This is a genomic window from Geobacillus sp. G4 (assembly GCF_040327975.1).
In the GTDB taxonomy this organism is placed as follows: Bacteria; Bacillota; Bacilli; order Bacillales; family Anoxybacillaceae; genus Geobacillus; species Geobacillus thermoleovorans.
The window spans coordinates 96,425-113,471 of record NZ_JBEPJY010000009.1 but is presented as its reverse complement, the minus strand read 5'-3'; the positions used below and the strand labels follow the sequence as shown (position 1 = coordinate 113,471).

Here is a 17,047-nt window from a genome sequence, read left to right as displayed (position 1 = left end):
CATTTTATTTTTCCAACTGTTTTGTGCTTTGGTTCATCTGTGATTGTTTTGTGATCGCTTCGTCGATTAGTCGTTCGATTTCTTCACGTGTTTCAGCTCCGAAAATGTCATCTAACAGATGGGTCAATATATACAAATCGGTGATCGTATCTACTTTGTCCTGTATTTCTTTTGCCGCTGCTCCATACCGGGCTTTCATATATTTTTTGATGGCTTGTTGGCTTTCAAAAATTCTCCCTTTCAGCTCTGCTCTTTTTTCCAATTCCCGAAGTACTCTCACCATTTTGATCGCCTCCATTAGTCTTTCAACGTATTTCTCATCGATAAATTTGTCCGACACAGCAATAATCGTTGACAATAAGCGGAATTGTTTTTCTGGATCTGTAATCTTTTGGGCTAATTCTACTGCCTCAATTGCTCGTTCTGAACAGTCTACAGTACTTTTCATCAAGGGTAAAAAGATAAGATTCAACTCATCTCGTTCTGTTAGTTCCTCGTTGTTTTCGATTTTGGTTTTTAGTTGCTTCATTATTTGATCCCCGTCATAGTCTTTCATAAAGACAGCCTGTGTCTCGTTATTTCTTCGCCGTATCAGTTTTTTATTCCTTTGTAGGAGAATCAAAATGCTCCTATACGCAACGATGAAGGAATTTCTTGAGTAAAACGCGAAAGAGTTAAGAAGCCGTAAACGAGGATAGGACAACCACTAATGCAGAAAGAGGGTATTGCCATGTTCTCTACACTTCCCATCCCGATCATCCAAGCCCCGATGGCTGGCGGAGTGTCGACGCCTGAACTGGCGGCGGCGGTGTCGAACGCCGGAGGGCTTGGTTTTTTGGCCGGCGGGTACAAGACAGCGGAGGCCATGAGGAAGGAAATTCACAAGCTGCGGACGTTGACGGACCGGCCGTTTGGGGTGAATGTGTTTGTGCCGGGGGATAAAACAGTGGATGAAAAGGCGCTCGAACGCTACCGCGCCGTGCTCGAATCCGAGGCGGAGCGGCTTGGGGCGTCAGTCGGCGAGCCGAAATGGGATGACGACGACTGGGAGGCGAAGTTTGATGTGCTTCTTGAGGAGCGGGTGCCGGTCGTGAGCTTTACGTTCGGCTGCCCGGACAAGGAAGTGATCGCCGCCTTGCAAAAGGCCGGGTCGTTTGTCATGGTGACGGTGACATCAAGGGAAGAAGCCTGCATGGCTGCTGAAGCAGGGGCGAATGCGCTTTGTGTGCAAGGGGAGGAAGCGGGAGGGCATCGGGCGTCGTTTGGCAACGATCCGAAAAAGGATGAGACGCTCGCGTTGTTCCCGCTGCTGGCCCAAGTGCGGACGGCGGTTCGGATTCCGCTTGTGGCGGCGGGCGGGATCATGGACGGGCGCGGCATCGCGGCGGCGCTCAAAGCAGGGGCGAGCGCGGTGCAGCTCGGGACGGCGTTTTTGCGCTGCCCGGAAAGCGGGGCGCATCCGCTCCATAAGCAGGCGCTTGCCGATCCGCGGTTTGCCGAAACGGCCGTGACGAGGGCGTTTACCGGCCGACCGGCGCGCGGGCTTGTAAACCGGTTTATGGCGGAGTATCGCGCCATGGCGCCGGCGGCGTATCCGCATGTGCACCATATGACGAAGCCGCTGCGAGCTGCTGCCGCCAAGGCGGGCGACCCGGAGGGAATGTCGCTTTGGGCCGGGACAGGATACCGGCTGGTGCGGGAGCTTCCGGCCGCGGAGCTTGTCGAAGAGCTGAAGCGGGAGCTGGAGGAGGCGCAGGGCCGCTAAATTAGCCCTTGCATTTGTCTGATGGAAAAAGCGGGGCGCGTCGTTTTGAGCGAGTGTCTAAATGGCGCTGTTTGATCAACGAATAGAAAGGATGGGGAGAACCATGACCGCAGCTCGCATTGTTTTTCCGCCGCTCAGCCATGTCGGCTGGGGGGCGCTTACGCAGTTAGTTCCAGAAGTAAAAAGGCTTGGGGCAAAACACGTGTTGGTGATCACCGATCCAGCGCTTGAAAAACTCGGCCTCGTCGAGCAAGTGGCATCTCCGCTCCGGCAAGCAGGGTGCAGCGTGCATGTGTATACGGATGTTGTGCCGGAGCCGCCGCTTGAAACAGGGGAGAAGGCGGTGGCGTTTGTCCGCGACGGAGAGTTTGACCTTGTCATCGGCGTCGGCGGCGGCAGCGCGATGGATTTGGCGAAACTGGCCGCTGTTTTGGCCGTGCATGAAGGTTCGGTCGCCGATTATTTAAACTTAACTGGAACGAGAACACTTGAGAAAAAAGGATTGCCGAAAATATTGATTCCGACGACATCAGGCACCGGGTCGGAGGTGACGAACATCTCCGTGTTGTCCTTAGAAACGACGAAAGACGTCGTGACGCATGACTATTTGTTGGCGGATGTGGCGATCGTCGACCCGCAACTCACGGTTTCTGTTCCGCCGCGGGTGACGGCGGCGACGGGCATTGATGCGCTTACCCATGCGGTTGAAGCGTACGTGTCGGTCAACGCGAGTCCGACATCGGATGGGTTGGCCATCGCCGCCATGCGCCTGATTTCTCGCTCATTGCGCAAAGCGGTGGAAAACGGAACGGACAAACAGGCGCGCACCGATATGGCGAACGGCAGCTACCTGGCCGGTTTGGCGTTTTTCAACGCCGGGGTGGCCGGCGTGCATGCGCTCGCTTATCCGCTTGGCGGACAGTTTCATATCGCCCATGGCGAATCAAATGCCGTGCTCTTGCCATATGTGATGGGCTACATTCGCCAAAGCTGCACGAAACGAATGGCTGATATCTTAAACGCCCTCGGTGGCAACTCGAGCTTTTTATCAGAGGAGGAGGCGTCGCACCGCTGCGTCGAGGAGCTCGAGCGCCTCGTCGCCGATGTCGGCATTCCGAAGACGCTCGGCGGTTTTGGCATTCCGGAAAGCGCATTAGAAAGTCTGACGAAAGACGCCGTCCAGCAAAAACGGCTGCTCGCCCGCAGCCCGATGCCGCTTTTGGAAGCCGACATCCGCGCGATTTATCAAGCAGCGTTTGCCGGGACGATCATGGAACCGAACAACAAGTGAGAACACAAAAACAGGGGCTGCTTCAGGCTCCTGTTTTTTCTTTGGCTGTTGGAAATAGGGTCTCGCTCCTCAGGTTGGATCCCCCTTCCGCTCAAGGGGTGACGTTTTTCACGTTTTCTTGATGGTGAAGCAGGAATTTCCACATCGTGGAGCGAACCCATATACATCAGTCGCCTAAATTCGACAAAAGAAGATTCCGGTTCTGTTGAGGGGGAGCGTTTATGTTTACGACTGTCATTACGCCGCGCGTGTCGGAAACCGACGGCGTCGGCCATATTAACAATACGACCGTGCCCGTTTGGTTTGAAGCGGGGCGGCATGAAATTTTCAAGCTGTTTACGCCTGATTTGTCATTCAAACGTTGGCGAATGGTGATCATCCGCATGGAAGTCGATTATGTCAACCAAATGTATTATGGGCAAGATGTGACCGTGTATACCGGCATTGAACGCATCGGCAACACAAGCCTTACGATTTATGAAGAAATTCATCAAAACGGTGTGGTCTGCGCGAAAGGGCGGTCGGTGTATGTCAATTTCAATTTTGACACCGGGCGGCCCGAGCCGATTCCGGATGACATTCGGGCGAAATTGCGCGAACATCTATGGCAGCCAAGAGAGTAGATGAAAGGAGGTGACAGTGTGAAGGAGCATCATCTTTGGGAGCAAGTGAAAACGAAGCTTGCGCAAAAGCTGCCCGGCCCGTCGTTTGACACGTGGTTTGCCTCGACGTCGGCGACGGTGGATGAGGATTGGCTCATCATCGAATGCCTAAACGAGATTCAATGTGAATGGCTGCAAACAAGATATGGCGAACTCATCAGTGAAACCGTACGCGAAGTGTTTGGCCGCGATATGCGCATCTTCGTCTCTGTCCACGGCGAGCGGCAGCGAATCGAAAAGCGGCTCGAACAGCGGAACGGCGTTCCCATGACCTTTCGCCAATATATGACCCAGCTTGAGAAGCAAGTGGATGAGCTTGAGCGGCGCATTGACCACTACGCGCGAATCATTGATGAGCTGCTCGCGTCCCGCCCGATCCACTGATGATCCCCTATGAGCAACCTCCAATAAGAAGCGGCCTCCGCTCGATCATGCGAAGGCCGCTTTTTCGCGCGTGTTTTTATGTAATAAAAAGTTACGCTGATATGATAAATGCGTATATTAAACTGATTTTTTATGCGATTATTCATTATTTTATGTTAAAAATATGTTATATAAGTTTGCAAATAAAATGCATACTTCGTTTTTTGCATGATATGATGCTGGGGAGGTGAAACATGATTGGGAAATTTTATGAGCGATCGCTCACAAGCTTGGCAAGGGCCGCTGCTTTTCCTTTACGTCAGCCGAAGAGATTTTCAACGAACTGCGGCTGGCAAGCCGCGGCGGCAAAGCGGACTATTATGGTGTGACGTATGAGCGGCTGCGCCGCGAACGTGTCTACTGGCCTTGCCCCGATCCGCATCATCCCGGGACTCCTCGACTGTTTACGGAACGGTTTGCTCATCCGGACGGCAAGGCGCGGTTTGCGGTTTTGCCGTTTTGGATGGACAAAGAGGAGACGGATGAACGTTATCCGCTTTATTTAACGACAGGAAGGGTGCTTGCCCATTATTTAAGTGGAACGCAGACGCGGCGCAGTCCAGCACTGGCGGCGCGGCAGCCGGAGGCGACCGTCGAGATCCACCCGAGGACAGCCAAACGATACGGGATCGGCCCAGGGATACTTGTGCGCATTGAAACGCGGCGCGGTGCGGCGGTCGTCCGCAGCCGTTACAATGATCAAATTCGCGAGGATACCATTTTTGTCCCATTCCACTGGAGCGGCCTCGGGCAAATCAACAACGTTACGTCCGATGAGCTCGATCCGCATTGCCGGATGCCGGCGTTTAAGCGGTGCGCAGCTCGGGTGCGGCCGGTGGTCGATTTAGGGAGAAATTAGCCATCAAGATTCAAACATCGTTCTGCCTCTCATCAGCAGTTGGAAACCGCACTCATCAAGGTTCGCGAGCGGGGAACGCTATGGTGATGGGTCTAGTCAATCGCCGAATTTTTCAATGAATCACGAATGCAGAAAAAAAACTTCCCGGCAATACGGCGGGAAGTAGGTGTAGAAATCGCTTTCATTTCCATTTTAACATAACAAACACTCTGTGCCAAGGGGGAGTCGGGGGAAGATGGCGAGGAAATCGTTTTGGCGCGTCGGGCATGCGCCGACGCTATTGTCGTCGTTTTTGTATTTTGATATCAGCTTTATGATTTGGAACTTGCTTGGCGCGCTTGGTGTATTTGTCGCTGAGTCGTTTGCGCTCACGCCGGCGGAAAAAGGGATGATGGTCGCCATTCCCGTGTTGGGCGGGGCGCTGCTTCGCATTCCGATGGGGATGCTCGCCGACCGCTGGGGCGGGAAGCGGGCTGGTCTGCTTGGCATGGCGGTGACAGCTGTGCCGCTTGTGTGGGGGTGGCAGTTCGCTGACCGGATGTCGGATGTGTATGCGCTCGGATTTTTATTAGGGGTGGGCGGAGCCAGCTTTGCCGTTGCGTTGCCGCTTGCGAGCCGCTGGTATCCGAAAGAATATCAAGGGCTGGCCATGGGGATCGCCTGTCTATTGAAGAATGATGATGAGAAAAGGTGCCCGTGAAGAAATTCAGGGCACTTTCTCATTTGCGATCGTTTTACAATCGATTTTGCAAAAAACGAAGCAGTTCATCTGCTCGGTTGCCGATGAGCGCGATCAGTTGCTCAAACATCGCATCGCGCTCCAGATCGAGCTCAATGATGCGCTTGGCCAGTTCGAGCGCTTGTTTGTCCATGGCGGCGTCCTCCTTCGATCGTCTGGGCGGGGTGGAATCGTTCGTATTCGCGTCGCAGTTCGGCCATCGTCCATTCTTCAAGCCGCTCGCGGTCGGCGGCTAAGCCGAACCGTACGAGCTGTTCGATGTAAAATTGCTTTTTCTTCCGTACGGCGCTTCTCATCCATGTCCCCATTCGATTCCCTCCCTGTTTTTACCTTTACCATACTATCTTTTTCTTCAGTGTACAGCAAATGTGTTAAGCTCATTTACAGGAAATTTAAAAAATATGTTAATTTTATTTACAAAAGTTAGCGAGCTAACATCATTTTTTGTATAATTACGTTAGAAAATATAACGTATTGAGGTGAGGAGTATGACAGCTCATCCGCAAGAAGATCACTACAAATACAAAAAAGTCATTTCGATCGGGGTTGTCAGCGAACTGACCGGGCTGTCGCAACGGCAAATTCGTTATTACGAGGAACGGAAGCTGGTGTTCCCTGACCGTTCGAAAGGCATCCGCAAATATTCGTTCGCCGATGTGGAGCAGTTGATGAAAATCGCCAATCAGCGCGAGGAAGGGGTATCGACGTGGGAAATCCGTCAAGAGATGACGAAAGAGCTGCGCGAGCGGATGTTGAAAGGGCAAATGAATGCGCATTTTCGGCGGCGTTCCTAGGGGCGCGGGCAGATTCGAATTTTGGATGCATCCCCTGCTTGGAAGCAAAGCATGCAGAAAACCGCCTGGCCGTGTGCCAACAGGATGTAAACACAGCGGCGTTTGTCCAATCGTAAGAGCATAGTTGTTTGGCGCGCACAGAGATTCGTGCGTGCTTTTTTGTTTGCAGGATTAAAAGGTTGATTTTAAAAATATTAATCTTTTTTATTAAATGACTAGACAAATAAAAATAAATGTATATAATTTAAATTGAAAACGATATCATTTATTTTACTCAATGAAAAGAGGAGGAATGAATCATGAAACGGATTTTATTGGCGTGCAGTTCTGGCATGTCGACAAGCTTGCTAGTGACGAAAATGCAGGAGTATGCAAAATCCGTCGGTGAGGAGGCAGAGATTTGGGCGGTCGGCCAAGATCAGGCGAAAAAAGAGATGGCCCAAGCCGATGTCATTCTTATTGGCCCACAAATGAGCTTTTTGAAAGAGGAATTGCAAAAAGAAGCGCAAAAATACGGCATTCCAGTCGATGTCATTGACATGGTGGCTTATGGGATGGCGGATGGCAAAAAAGTGTATGAGCAGGCATTGAAATTGATGGGGGACAAGTAAGATGGAAAAAATCGATGTCAATCAACTCACCAATGAACAAGTCGCTTTCCAGTTGATTTTGCATAGCGGCAATGCCCGCAGCAAAATCGTCCAAGCCATCCGTGAATACCGGAACGGACAGGTCGGAGAAGCGGAGCGGCTGATTCAAGAAGCAGAGCAAGACTTAAGCATCGCCCATGATGTTCATTTTCAGCTCATTCAAAAAGAAGCGGGTGGAGAAGAAACAAATCTTACGTTGCTTCTTATGCATGCGGAAGACCATGTCATGTCAACGCTGGCAATGAAAGAAATTGTAAAAGAAATGCTTGCGCTGTTGAAGGAACGAAACGTGTAAAGGGAGGATGGCGACATGAACCAAGCATTATTCGAAAAACTAAGCAAAGTTCTCGTTCCGATCGCAGGAAAGTTGAACAATAGCCGTTATTTGCAAGTGTTGCGCGATGCGTTTATGTTAGCATTTCCGCTGACGATTTTCGGTTCGATCGCGGTCGTCATCGCCAACTTGCCGTTTTTGGACAAGGTGATGAGTGAAAACAGCCTCAATACATTCAAGGGGATGCTCGGCGTTGCTCCAAATGCAACGATGGGCGTGATGACGATTTTTGTTGTATTCGGCATTGGTTACTATTTATCGAAAAGTTATGAAGTCGAAGGGGTTTTTGGCGGTGCGATCGCGTTAGCTTCTTTTCTCTTGTTGACGCCATTCGTTTTGCAGGTTGAGGGGAAAGAGGCTGTGCAAGGAGTCATCCCGCTCGACCGCCTAGGAGCGAAAGGGATGTTTCTTGGCATGATTACCGCATTTACTGCTGGTGAAATTTACCGGAAGGTTGTGCAAAAAAATATTACAATCAAAATGCCGGCCGGGGTGCCGCCGGCGGTTGCGAAGTCGTTTGCGGCGTTGATTCCGGCGGTGGTCACCCTGACCTTCTTCCTCGTCGTTAATATCATTGTAACACAAATTTTTAAGACAAACATGCATGATGTCATTTACAATGCAGTGCAAGCACCGCTTGTCGGGCTGGGAAGCGGCATTATTCCAACGCTGATCGCGATTTTTGTCACGCAAATTTTGTGGTTTTTCGGATTGCATGGGCAAATCATCATTAACTCGGTGATGGATCCGATTTGGAACACACTGTCGCTCGAAAACTTAAATGCGTATACAAAAACGGGGGAAGTTCCGCATGTCGTCAGCAAACAGTTTATTGAAATTTACACGGTCGGCATGGGCGGAACGGGAATGACGCTCGCTGTCATTTTCGCCATCTTGCTCTTTATGAAGAGCAAGCAAATGAAGCAGGTGGCTAAGCTCGGGCTCGGACCCGGAATCTTTAACGTCAATGAACCGATTATTTTCGGTTTGCCGGTCGTGATGAATCCGCTCGTCATCGTCCCGTGGATTTTGGCACCGATGGTCGTCACGTTGGTGACCTATTTGGCGATGTCCTCAGGCCTTGTACCGCCGCCTAACGGCGTAGCGGTGCCGTGGACGGTGCCGATTTTCATCAACGGCATTATGGCGACGAACTCGCTGGCCGGCGGATTGCTGCAAGTGGTCAATTTCCTGATTGTGCTTGTCATTTGGTTTCCATTCTTAAAGTTCATTGACCGGATGAACTTGCAAAAAGAGCGGGAAGAGGGGCAAGACGCTGCGAAAAGTGCATCATAACGATACAGCAAATGAGGTGAATCACGATGGAACAACGATCAAAGCAACCAATCACGTATCGCTTTCCTGCCGGATTTTGGTGGGGAAGTGCGACATCAGCGACGCAAATCGAAGGAGCGGCAAACGAAGGGGGGAAAGGGAAGAACATTTGGGATCATTGGTATGAGAAGGAGCCACATCGCTTTTTTAACGGTGTCGGTCCGTCAACCACATCAGATTTTTATCACCGCTACAAAGAGGATATTGCTTTGATGAAGGAGATCGGGCATAATTCATTCCGGTTTTCGATTTCGTGGTCACGCTTGATTCCAGATGGAGTCGGTGAGGTCAATCCGGAAGCCGTGCGGTTTTACAATGCAGTCATTGATGAACTATTGGCGAGTGGGATCGAGCCATTTGTGAATTTGTATCATTTTGATATGCCGTTAGCAATGCAAAATATCGGAGGTTGGGAAAGCCGCGAAGTCGTGGATGCATATACCCGCTACGCCAGCATTTGTTTTGATTTGTTCGGGGATCGGGTAAAAAAATGGTTTACCCACAATGAACCGATCGTTCCGGTGGAAGGCGGGTATTTATATGATTTTCATTACCCCAACATCGTAGACTTCCGCCGCGCTGTACAAGTGGCTTACCATACGATGATTGCTCATGCCAAAGCGGTTGCCGCCTTCCGCAGGGCGGCGATACCGGATGGAAAGATCGGCATTATTTTGAATTTAACGCCGTCTTATCCGCGCAGCCAGCACCCTGCTGATGTGAAAGCGGCGCATATTGCCGATTTGTTGTTTAACAGGAGCTTCCTAGATCCTGCGGTGAAAGGAGAATACCCGCAAGATTTGATTGAACTGTTGGATGAACATGGATTTTTGCCTGTAACGGAAGCCGGTGATCGCGAGCTGATCAAAGAAAACACGATTGATTTGCTCGGCATCAACTACTATCAACCGCGCCGCGTCAAGGCAAAAGAAAATATGCCAAATCCGGACGCCCCGTTTTTGCCTGAACGGTTTTTCGATTACTATGCCATGCCGGGGCGGAAAATGAATCCGTATCGCGGTTGGGAAATTTATGAAAAAGGTATTTATGATATTTTAATTAATATAAAAGAAAAATATGGAAACATTGAGTGCTTTATTTCTGAAAACGGGATGGGTGTTGAAGGAGAAGAACGGTTCCGTGATGAAAGCGGCATGATTCACGATGACTACCGGATTGAATTCATTCAAGAGCATTTAAAATGGGTGCATCGCGCGATTGAAGAAGGAGCAAATGTTAAAGGTTACCATATTTGGGCGTTTATGGACAATTGGTCGTGGACCAATGCCTATAAAAATCGGTATGGGCTCGTGGCAGTCGACTTGGAGAACGGTTTGAAACGAACCATTAAAAAAAGTGGTTATTGGTTTAAATCGTTGGCAGAAAACAACGGATTTTAAACGGAAAGCAAGGCGTCCCGGGCAGCGGGGCGCTTTTTGTCGGTTGGGAGGACGGAGCGGCAACGCAAAAGCAGTGAAGGAGAAAGCCGCATTGGCTATTGTGCAAACAGATGATTGTTCGTACAATGAAAATAGGACAATGACGAGGGATGAAAACGATGCCAAAATATGAGCAAATTTCTAACGAAATACGCAGACGAATTAAAGAGGGAGTGTATTCCCTAGACGAGCCGATTCCTGATGAAATCTCGCTCGCTGAGGAGTTTGGCTGCAGCCGGATGACCGTGAAACGGGCGCTTGATCTGCTTGTGTCCGAAGGGCTGTTGTATCGAAAGCGCGGCCATGGCACGTTTATTGTAAAATCCGCCATGCTTGATGGATTGGTGAACGTCGTCAGCAACGAAACGCTCGGCTTGACGAGTTTATTGAAAGGTCGAAAGGTGACAAGCCATATTATCACGTTTGAAGTGCTGTTTCCATCTGATGAGGTGGCTGCTCATTTGTGCATCGACGCGAACACACCGGTGTACCACTTAATCCGGCTGCGCAATGTGGATGGCGAACCGTACGTCATTGAACGGACGTATATGCCCGTCCATTTGATCCCGGGGCTCAACGAAACGGTGCTTCATGGCTCGATTTATCGTTACATCACTCACGAACTCGGCTTAACGATTGCAGGGTCGCACCGAAAGATCCGCGCGGATAAGCCGAATGAGCTTGATCGCCAGTACTTGCAGTGCGCACCCGACGATCCGGTGTTGGAATTGGAACAGGTTGGTTTTTTGAACAATGGAGAGCCCTTTGAATACTCCTTTTCCCGTCATCGGTACGACAAATTCGTATTCGTCACCGTCAGCACCCGCCGCTAAACGGCGCCTGCTTTCGCGATCCGGGAAGGCAGGCGCGTTTTGTTTGCCGTTCAGGGTTGTTCTTTCCGTCTTTCTTCTAGAGAGTTGGTGGTTTATTGAACGCTCTCCCACCTACGCTAACGCTTAGAGGTGGGAGATTCTTGGGAACACCCGCCCAACGGCAGGCTATGAACCAAGCCATCCCCGTGCGTCCCACGGTTCGACTGCCCTACAACGACAGCAAACGAAGCCCTTCCTGCAAAAACCCGATCGTTTGGTTGATCAGCTCCGCTTGTGTTCGGGTGGGATACAGCCTGGGGCAGGGGGGGAAATGGAACTGGACCTCAGTACGCGCGTCTCCCGACTGGTTATGCAGCGATTTTTTCTCCTTTTTTCTCCTTTTTTCTCCTTTTTTCTCCATTTATAATGGCGCTCGATCGATTCCATAATGTAAATGGATAGAACGAGCAGGGGAAGGATGCTGCCAATGAGAAGCAAAGCGACGCAGTGGCTGTTGTCTGTATGGGGACTGATGGATCCGCTCTATTATGCATGTTCCCGCCTCGAATATGTTGGTGGGAAAGAGAACGGCTGTCGTTCCATTTTCCGCGTCCGTTTGCTTCGATACAAGGGTGAAACCATTCACCTTTCGGACGGAACGACGATCGCGGCCAATGACTGGCTGTTGAAAATTCACCTTCATAATGTTCGTCTGCTTCGCGAACTGATGCAGTATCGAGGCGATATTCAAAAAGGACGTTATATTTTCGAACAAGTGAAAGCCGGTTTGCCGCATGTCGCTCATCATCTTTACCATCACAAACAGTCCTCCCGCATAAAAGGGATCATCGGCGTGACGATGTTAAATAAAGGTTGTGAGAGACTAGGATTTGATGCCATTGACATTGGCAATTCATTTTACCGTTGGTTTAAAATGGCATCCCATTGGCCGATGATGACAGTGGCCCAACACCGTCTCATGCCGCTTGTCCGCCCGCCGAAATATTTGGTGATGTCAAAGGAAAAATTGTTTTCGTTGTACGGCTGCCATCTCATCCACTAACTCCCTCTTTCTTCTCTCCTCCGTTTCACTATAATGGGTATCGAGGGAGGAGAGAAGACGATGACTTTCTTTTTTGTTTTTCTTGCAATCTTGTTATTGCTTGCTTTGGCCATTCGCAAAGCCCACCGCAACACGTATGAAGCGGTTTTGCATAAAGTCCAAGTCGGCCGTTCAGAGGATGGAGACGGAGCCCTTCGGATTTTGCAGCTATCGGATTTGCATCTTGAAAAACTGTCGATCACCCCAGACGATTTATACGAAAAGCTGAAAGAGGAAGCGATCGATTTGATCGCGTTGACGGGCGACTTTTTGGACCGTGAGGAAAGCATCGCCAAGCTCAGTCCGTATTTGGCCGCGCTGAATGCATTGAAACCGACGTACGGCATGTATGCGGTGTTTGGCAACCACGATTACGTGCTTCAAGGCGAACCGTTTGCGCGCTTGAAAGCGACGCTTGAGGCGCACGGCTGCGTCGTCTTGCAAAACGAGACGAAAACGATCACCGTCAACGGTCAAACCGTCAATATCATCGGCATCGATGACTTTTACACGGGGCGCAGCGACATCAAAAAGGCATACGCCGGCGTGAAAGACGGCATCAACCTCGTGTTGACGCACGATCCGGACATCGTGCCGCATATGAAAGACTATCATTTTGACTACTTGTTGTCCGGCCATTTCCACGGCGGGCAAATTCATTGGCCAAAGCCGTACCATTTGGCGAAAATGAGCAAAACGCTCATCGAGCGGAACATGATCAAAGGTTATCATGAATGGGAGGGGAAACCGTTTTATATCAACGAAGGGCTTGGGCAAACCGGGGTGAACATTCGAATCGGCTCGAAGCCGGAAGTGACGCTCCACTTGTTGGCGCTGCCGTCCCGAAGAGAAGCAGTGAAAGCTGTCTAATTGGCAGCTTTTTATTTTTTTATTAGGCAGGAAAGCGGCTTCGCTTGCGCGTGCCACCATGCGGCGCGCTTTTTGTGTGGACTCGTCTCCCTGTTGTTGGGGGAAAATCAATGACCGTTTGCATAGACAAGGGAAACAATCGCCATACTTTTTAAAGAAAGGAGTGAATGGCCAATGGAACCGTCGTGGAAAGCTCTCTTGCCATTTTTAGTTGTCATCCCGATTTCAATTTGGACGAAGCAAGTGATCCCTGGACTGTTTGTCGGGCTGTTGGTCGGCAGCTATTTCATGACGCCGTCGTTGCTTGGCGGGCTGCGGACGATGCTTCATTACGTCGTCGATAACTTGATGCAGACGAACAACATTCGCATCATCATTTTCTTGTATGTGTTCGCCGGTCTTGTCAGCATGATCAAATATACCGGGGGAATCAAAGGGTTCGTCCATCTCGTCAGCAAAAAAGTGAAATCGGCCAAAACCGCCATGCTGCTGACGTGGATTTCGACGATGGTGACGTTTAGCGACCCCGATTTTCGCATCGTCACCGTCGCGCCGATCATGAAGGCGCTGCGCAAACGGCTTGGGCTGTCGTCCCAGCAAATCGGCTTTGCCATTGAGGTGACATCCAACCCGGTTGTCGCGCTCATCCCAATTGCCACCGCGTTTGTCGGCTATATGGTGTCGGTCATCGATAAGGCGCTTGATACGGCTGGCATCGGAGCGGAGCCGTACATCGTGTACGTCCGAAGCATTCCGTTTAACTTTTTCTCGTATGCCATTATTGCGGTTGGGCTCTACTACAGTTTTTTTGTCTATTCGCGCAAAAAACAAGCGGCAGTAAGCGAAAAGCGGAAAGAGGCGCCGATTCGAAGCTGGAACGAGCGGTTGGCGCTCGAAATGGCGGAGGAACAGCGGCTGGATGGCGGCGAGCCGAACGAGGCGCAAGGGGAAGAAGGAGACGCGATGCAGACATGCCCGCGCGCTTACCAAAAAGAAACGCCGGTCAAGCCGTGGAATTTGATCGTTCCGCTTTCGATCGTGCTTGTCTTGACGTTGTTTTTAAGTTGGTGGGACGGCCGCCGGGGGGCAAGAACGTTTTGGCAGGCGTTTTTGCAAAGCGATGCGCTCGGTGCGATGTTGGAGGCGCTTTTGTTTACCGTTATCATTACGGTCGCTTTCTTCCTTTGGCAACGATTTAAATTGAACGATTTGTTGACTCATTTTGTCAAAGGCGGCAATGAGCTCATTTCCGTCATTTTAATGCTGGCGCTCATTTGGGCGCTGTCGGCTGTGGCTGAGGACTTAGGGTTTTCGCAATACATTACGGGCCACGTCAAACAATGGATTCCACCGTTTTTTGTCGCCCCGATTTTGTTTTTGCTTGGCGCCGTCATCTCCTATTTTATCGGCTCGTCGTGGGGGACATGGGGGATGTTGATGCCGCTTGGCGTGACGCTTGCGAGCCAGTCGGGGACGAATATTTTGCCGGTCATCGGCGCCGTGTTTGCGAGCGGGACGTTCGGAGCGTTCGCCTCGCCGCTCAGCGACAATACGGTCACGCTGTGCACCATTTTGGATTTGCCGGTGATGGAATACGCGCGCACGAAGTTGATCCCATCGTTGATCGCCGCCGGCATCGCCGCCGTTTTGTTCGGCGCTGCGTCATTTCTTTTGCATTAGCGCCGTTGCCGTCCTCCCCTCTTTCCATGGTAAACTAAAAGAAAAAAGGAAGAGAGGGGAACGGCGATGGGGGAGGCGGAACGGCAGCTTGACGAGCTCAGCCAATGGCAGGCGGAAGATGCGGCGGAACAGCTGGAGCAGTTGAACGAGCGGCTCGCGGTGGAGGACGCGTATTATCGTGCGGATGAAGACCAACGGGCGCGCCAACGGTATTATCGCCATCTGCCGCTTGAAGGGGACGGATTGATGTTGTTTGTCCGCTATCACGAACTGGTGGCGCATACCCATAAGCGGCGGCTGCCGTATTTTTTCAGCAAGGACGAATATTTGTACACATGGGTCGACTTGCAGCCGGACGGAACGGTGCGAAGCTTGTACTCCGGCGAGCGAAAAGACCCGAAGATGTTGATCGTCCAAGATGTCCAAACGATGAAACGGCGCTACGATGAATTTCGCCAGTTGTTGAAAAAAATGAAGCATGGGCTCGGCGATGTGCACGAGCGGGTGAAAACGATCGAGCAGCAATGGAAATTCAATGCCGAACATGTCGTGCCGCAGTCTTGGTTTGGCGCCCGCGAACCGATGAAAGGCGATTTGCATCATTTATTCGTTTGCCAGCCGGAGTGCAATACGATGCGGTCGAATTTTCCGTACGCGGATTTCCCGTTTTACAATCCGGAAGATCCCGACGAGCAAATCCAAAACCGTTGCGGAGTCGTTCATAATGGCTATTTCGAGCCGGAATACGGCAAAGGGACGGCGGCAAGGGCGATGCTGTATTTTTTGCTTCGCTACCCGAAGGCGATCGCGAAGTCGTTTCGGCGCAAAATCGATATTCCGCTCCTTGTCCGTTGGCACGAACAATTTCCGCCGACGGTGTATGAACATCATCGCAACAGCGCGATTTTTTTCATCCAAGGCAACCGCAATCCGTTCATCGATTTCCCTGAACTGGCCGGGCGGATGGTGTTTCCGCTTGAAGGGACACTGTGAAATGAGGTTGAAGGCGGATGTCCGCCTCTTTTTGTTTCCAAAGAGCACCTGATCGCTCGGGAGTGGAGAAATAGGAGTGATGATAGGCAAAAAAAGCTGCCTCCGAAAGACGGTCGTTTATTTCGGGAGACAGCTTTTTCCTTGCTGCTAGACAAAGCATGAGAGAGGTCAAGCGGAAATTGTTTGTTCATCCGCCGCCTGGCTGTCCGCTTGTTTGCGGAAGTATGTTGCGACAATCGGACCGGAAATATTGTGCCAGACGCTGAAAATGGCGCTCGGAACAGCGGCGAGCGGCGAAAAATGGGCGGTCGCTAAGGCCGCACCAAGCCCGGAGTTTTGCATGCCAACTTCGATGGAAATCGCCTTTTGTTTTGGCGGTGACAGGCGAAACAGTTTGGCAAACCAATACCCAAGCAGCAAGCCCAATCCGTTATGAACAACGACAATAAGAAAAATAAGCAGTCCGCTTTTGGCAATGGCCGCCTGGTTTTGTCCGACGACGGCGGCGACAATGGCCACGATGGCGATGACCGAAACGAGCGGCAGCGCCGGGATGCACGCTTTGACTTGCTTTTGGAACAGAGCCTGGGCGATGAGCCCTAAAAGAATCGGAATCAGCACGACTTTGACGATCGACCAAAACAAGGCTGCGGCCGATACGGACAGCCATTTTCCGGCTAAAAGCAAGATTAACGAAGGAGTCAAAATCGGCGCTAAAATCGTAGAAACAGAAGTGACGGCGACCGACAGCGCCGTATCTCCTTTCGCCAAATACGTCATGACGTTGGACGCCGTTCCGCCCGGGCAGCAGCCGACTAAAATAATGCCGAGCGCCACTTCACGCGAAACCGGCAAAAAGTAAGCGAGCAAAAACGCGACAAGCGGCATGATCAGAAACTGGGCAACGACGCCGATCAACACATCAAGCGGACGCTTGAATACTTCTTTGAAATCATCTGCTGAAAGCGTCAATCCCATGCCAAACATCACGATGCCTAAAAGCGGCACAATATACGGGGCGATCCACGTAAACGCGCCGGGAGCGAAAAAAGCAAGCGCTCCGAACAAAAGCACCCAAATCGCAAACGTATTGCCGACAAAGTTGCTGATTCTTCCTAGTGTATTCACTGTACTCACTCCTTGAACAAAGATGGGAAAGATATACAAGAAATTATATATATTTTTTTGAAGAGTTCAACTAATATGAAGAATAATTTTGAAAAAATGTTGACAATATAGAATGATTGTGAAAAAAGTCACTTCCTTTTTCTTCGGTTATGCTATGATAGGAATTGAGAA

Annotated in this window: 18 protein-coding genes and 2 pseudogenes; 16 read left to right on the top strand and 4 right to left on the bottom strand. The window is 50.8% G+C overall.

The window, feature by feature from the left end:
- Window positions 1-4: 4 nt before the first annotated feature.
- Entirely contained in the window at window positions 5-529 is a 525-nt protein-coding gene (locus ABS784_RS12395) for a hypothetical protein (RefSeq protein WP_128738870.1), read from the bottom strand.
- A gap of 201 nt (window positions 530-730) precedes the next feature.
- On the opposite strand from ABS784_RS12395, the gene ABS784_RS12390 reads away from it, so the two are divergent.
- The 6 genes and pseudogenes from ABS784_RS12390 to ABS784_RS12365 all read left to right on the top strand — a co-directional run.
- Window positions 731-1,765, top strand: a complete 1,035-nt coding sequence (locus ABS784_RS12390; RefSeq protein WP_033012688.1) for an NAD(P)H-dependent flavin oxidoreductase — start codon at window positions 731-733, stop codon at window positions 1,763-1,765.
- Between the two features lie 103 nt (window positions 1,766-1,868).
- Window positions 1,869-3,056, top strand: a complete 1,188-nt coding sequence (locus tag ABS784_RS12385) for an iron-containing alcohol dehydrogenase (RefSeq protein WP_033012690.1) — start codon at window positions 1,869-1,871, stop codon at window positions 3,054-3,056.
- A gap of 221 nt (window positions 3,057-3,277) precedes the next feature.
- On the top strand, window positions 3,278-3,679 hold the full coding sequence (locus tag ABS784_RS12380; RefSeq protein WP_352512642.1) for an acyl-CoA thioesterase: 402 nt from the start codon (window positions 3,278-3,280) through the stop codon (window positions 3,677-3,679).
- An 18-nt stretch (window positions 3,680-3,697) separates the two neighbouring features.
- On the top strand, window positions 3,698-4,102 hold the full coding sequence (locus ABS784_RS12375; RefSeq protein ID WP_352512641.1) for a DnaA N-terminal domain-containing protein: 405 nt from the start codon (window positions 3,698-3,700) through the stop codon (window positions 4,100-4,102).
- A gap of 220 nt (window positions 4,103-4,322) precedes the next feature.
- Window positions 4,323-5,000, top strand: a pseudogene (locus tag ABS784_RS12370) (molybdopterin oxidoreductase family protein); the annotation flags it as partial.
- A gap of 235 nt (window positions 5,001-5,235) precedes the next feature.
- A pseudogene (locus ABS784_RS12365) lies at window positions 5,236-5,661 on the top strand (MFS transporter); the annotation flags it as partial.
- A gap of 73 nt (window positions 5,662-5,734) precedes the next feature.
- Here the strand turns inward: ABS784_RS12365 and ABS784_RS12360 are convergent.
- Window positions 5,735-5,872, bottom strand: a complete 138-nt coding sequence (locus ABS784_RS12360; protein WP_011231352.1) for a hypothetical protein — start codon at window positions 5,870-5,872, stop codon at window positions 5,735-5,737.
- Window positions 5,832-6,047 (bottom strand): Fur-regulated basic protein FbpA, encoded by a 216-nt coding sequence (locus ABS784_RS12355; protein ID WP_041467865.1) that lies wholly within the window; start codon window positions 6,045-6,047, stop codon window positions 5,832-5,834. The genes ABS784_RS12360 and ABS784_RS12355 overlap by 41 nt, the downstream gene beginning before the upstream one ends.
- Before the next feature lie 180 nt (window positions 6,048-6,227).
- On the opposite strand from ABS784_RS12355, the gene ABS784_RS12350 reads away from it, so the two are divergent.
- The 10 genes from ABS784_RS12350 (at window position 6,228) to ABS784_RS12305 (ending at window position 15,748) form a co-directional block, all read left to right on the top strand.
- Window positions 6,228-6,533: a MerR family transcriptional regulator gene (locus ABS784_RS12350; RefSeq protein WP_011231350.1), complete on the top strand. Its 306-nt coding sequence runs from the start codon at window positions 6,228-6,230 to the stop codon at window positions 6,531-6,533.
- Window positions 6,534-6,832: 299 nt separating this feature from the next.
- Entirely contained in the window at window positions 6,833-7,144 is a 312-nt protein-coding gene (locus tag ABS784_RS12345) for a PTS sugar transporter subunit IIB (protein WP_011231349.1), read from the top strand.
- Window position 7,145: 1 nt separating this feature from the next.
- Window positions 7,146-7,478, top strand: coding sequence for a PTS sugar transporter subunit IIA (locus ABS784_RS12340; RefSeq protein WP_020279317.1), 333 nt, complete (start codon window positions 7,146-7,148; stop codon window positions 7,476-7,478).
- Between the two features lie 15 nt (window positions 7,479-7,493).
- Window positions 7,494-8,813 carry a PTS cellobiose transporter subunit IIC gene (gene celB / locus ABS784_RS12335; RefSeq protein ID WP_021321473.1) on the top strand — a complete coding sequence of 440 codons (1,320 nt, stop codon included), beginning with the start codon at window positions 7,494-7,496 and terminating at the stop codon, window positions 8,811-8,813.
- Window positions 8,814-8,839: 26 nt separating this feature from the next.
- Window positions 8,840-10,252 (top strand): glycoside hydrolase family 1 protein, encoded by a 1,413-nt coding sequence (locus ABS784_RS12330; RefSeq protein ID WP_352512637.1) that lies wholly within the window; start codon window positions 8,840-8,842, stop codon window positions 10,250-10,252.
- Window positions 10,253-10,410: 158 nt separating this feature from the next.
- Window positions 10,411-11,124, top strand: coding sequence for a GntR family transcriptional regulator (locus tag ABS784_RS12325; protein ID WP_023634484.1), 714 nt, complete (start codon window positions 10,411-10,413; stop codon window positions 11,122-11,124).
- Between the two features lie 466 nt (window positions 11,125-11,590).
- A complete protein-coding gene (locus ABS784_RS12320) occupies window positions 11,591-12,166 on the top strand; it encodes a YkoP family protein (protein ID WP_318538180.1) in 576 nt (191 codons plus the stop codon).
- Between the two features lie 60 nt (window positions 12,167-12,226).
- Entirely contained in the window at window positions 12,227-13,075 is an 849-nt protein-coding gene (locus tag ABS784_RS12315; RefSeq protein WP_352512635.1) for a metallophosphoesterase, read from the top strand.
- A gap of 174 nt (window positions 13,076-13,249) precedes the next feature.
- Window positions 13,250-14,755: a Na+/H+ antiporter NhaC family protein gene (locus tag ABS784_RS12310; protein ID WP_352512633.1), complete on the top strand. Its 1,506-nt coding sequence runs from the start codon at window positions 13,250-13,252 to the stop codon at window positions 14,753-14,755.
- 66 nt (window positions 14,756-14,821) lie between these two features.
- A complete protein-coding gene (locus ABS784_RS12305) occupies window positions 14,822-15,748 on the top strand; it encodes an endonuclease I family protein (RefSeq protein ID WP_352512631.1) in 927 nt (308 codons plus the stop codon).
- A gap of 168 nt (window positions 15,749-15,916) precedes the next feature.
- On the opposite strand, the gene ABS784_RS12300 is transcribed toward ABS784_RS12305, so the two are convergent.
- The gene (locus ABS784_RS12300) at window positions 15,917-16,876 is read right to left on the bottom strand and encodes a bile acid:sodium symporter family protein (RefSeq protein ID WP_352512629.1); all 960 of its coding nucleotides are present in this window, start codon (window positions 16,874-16,876) and stop codon (window positions 15,917-15,919) included.
- Window positions 16,877-17,047: the final 171 nt, after the last annotated feature.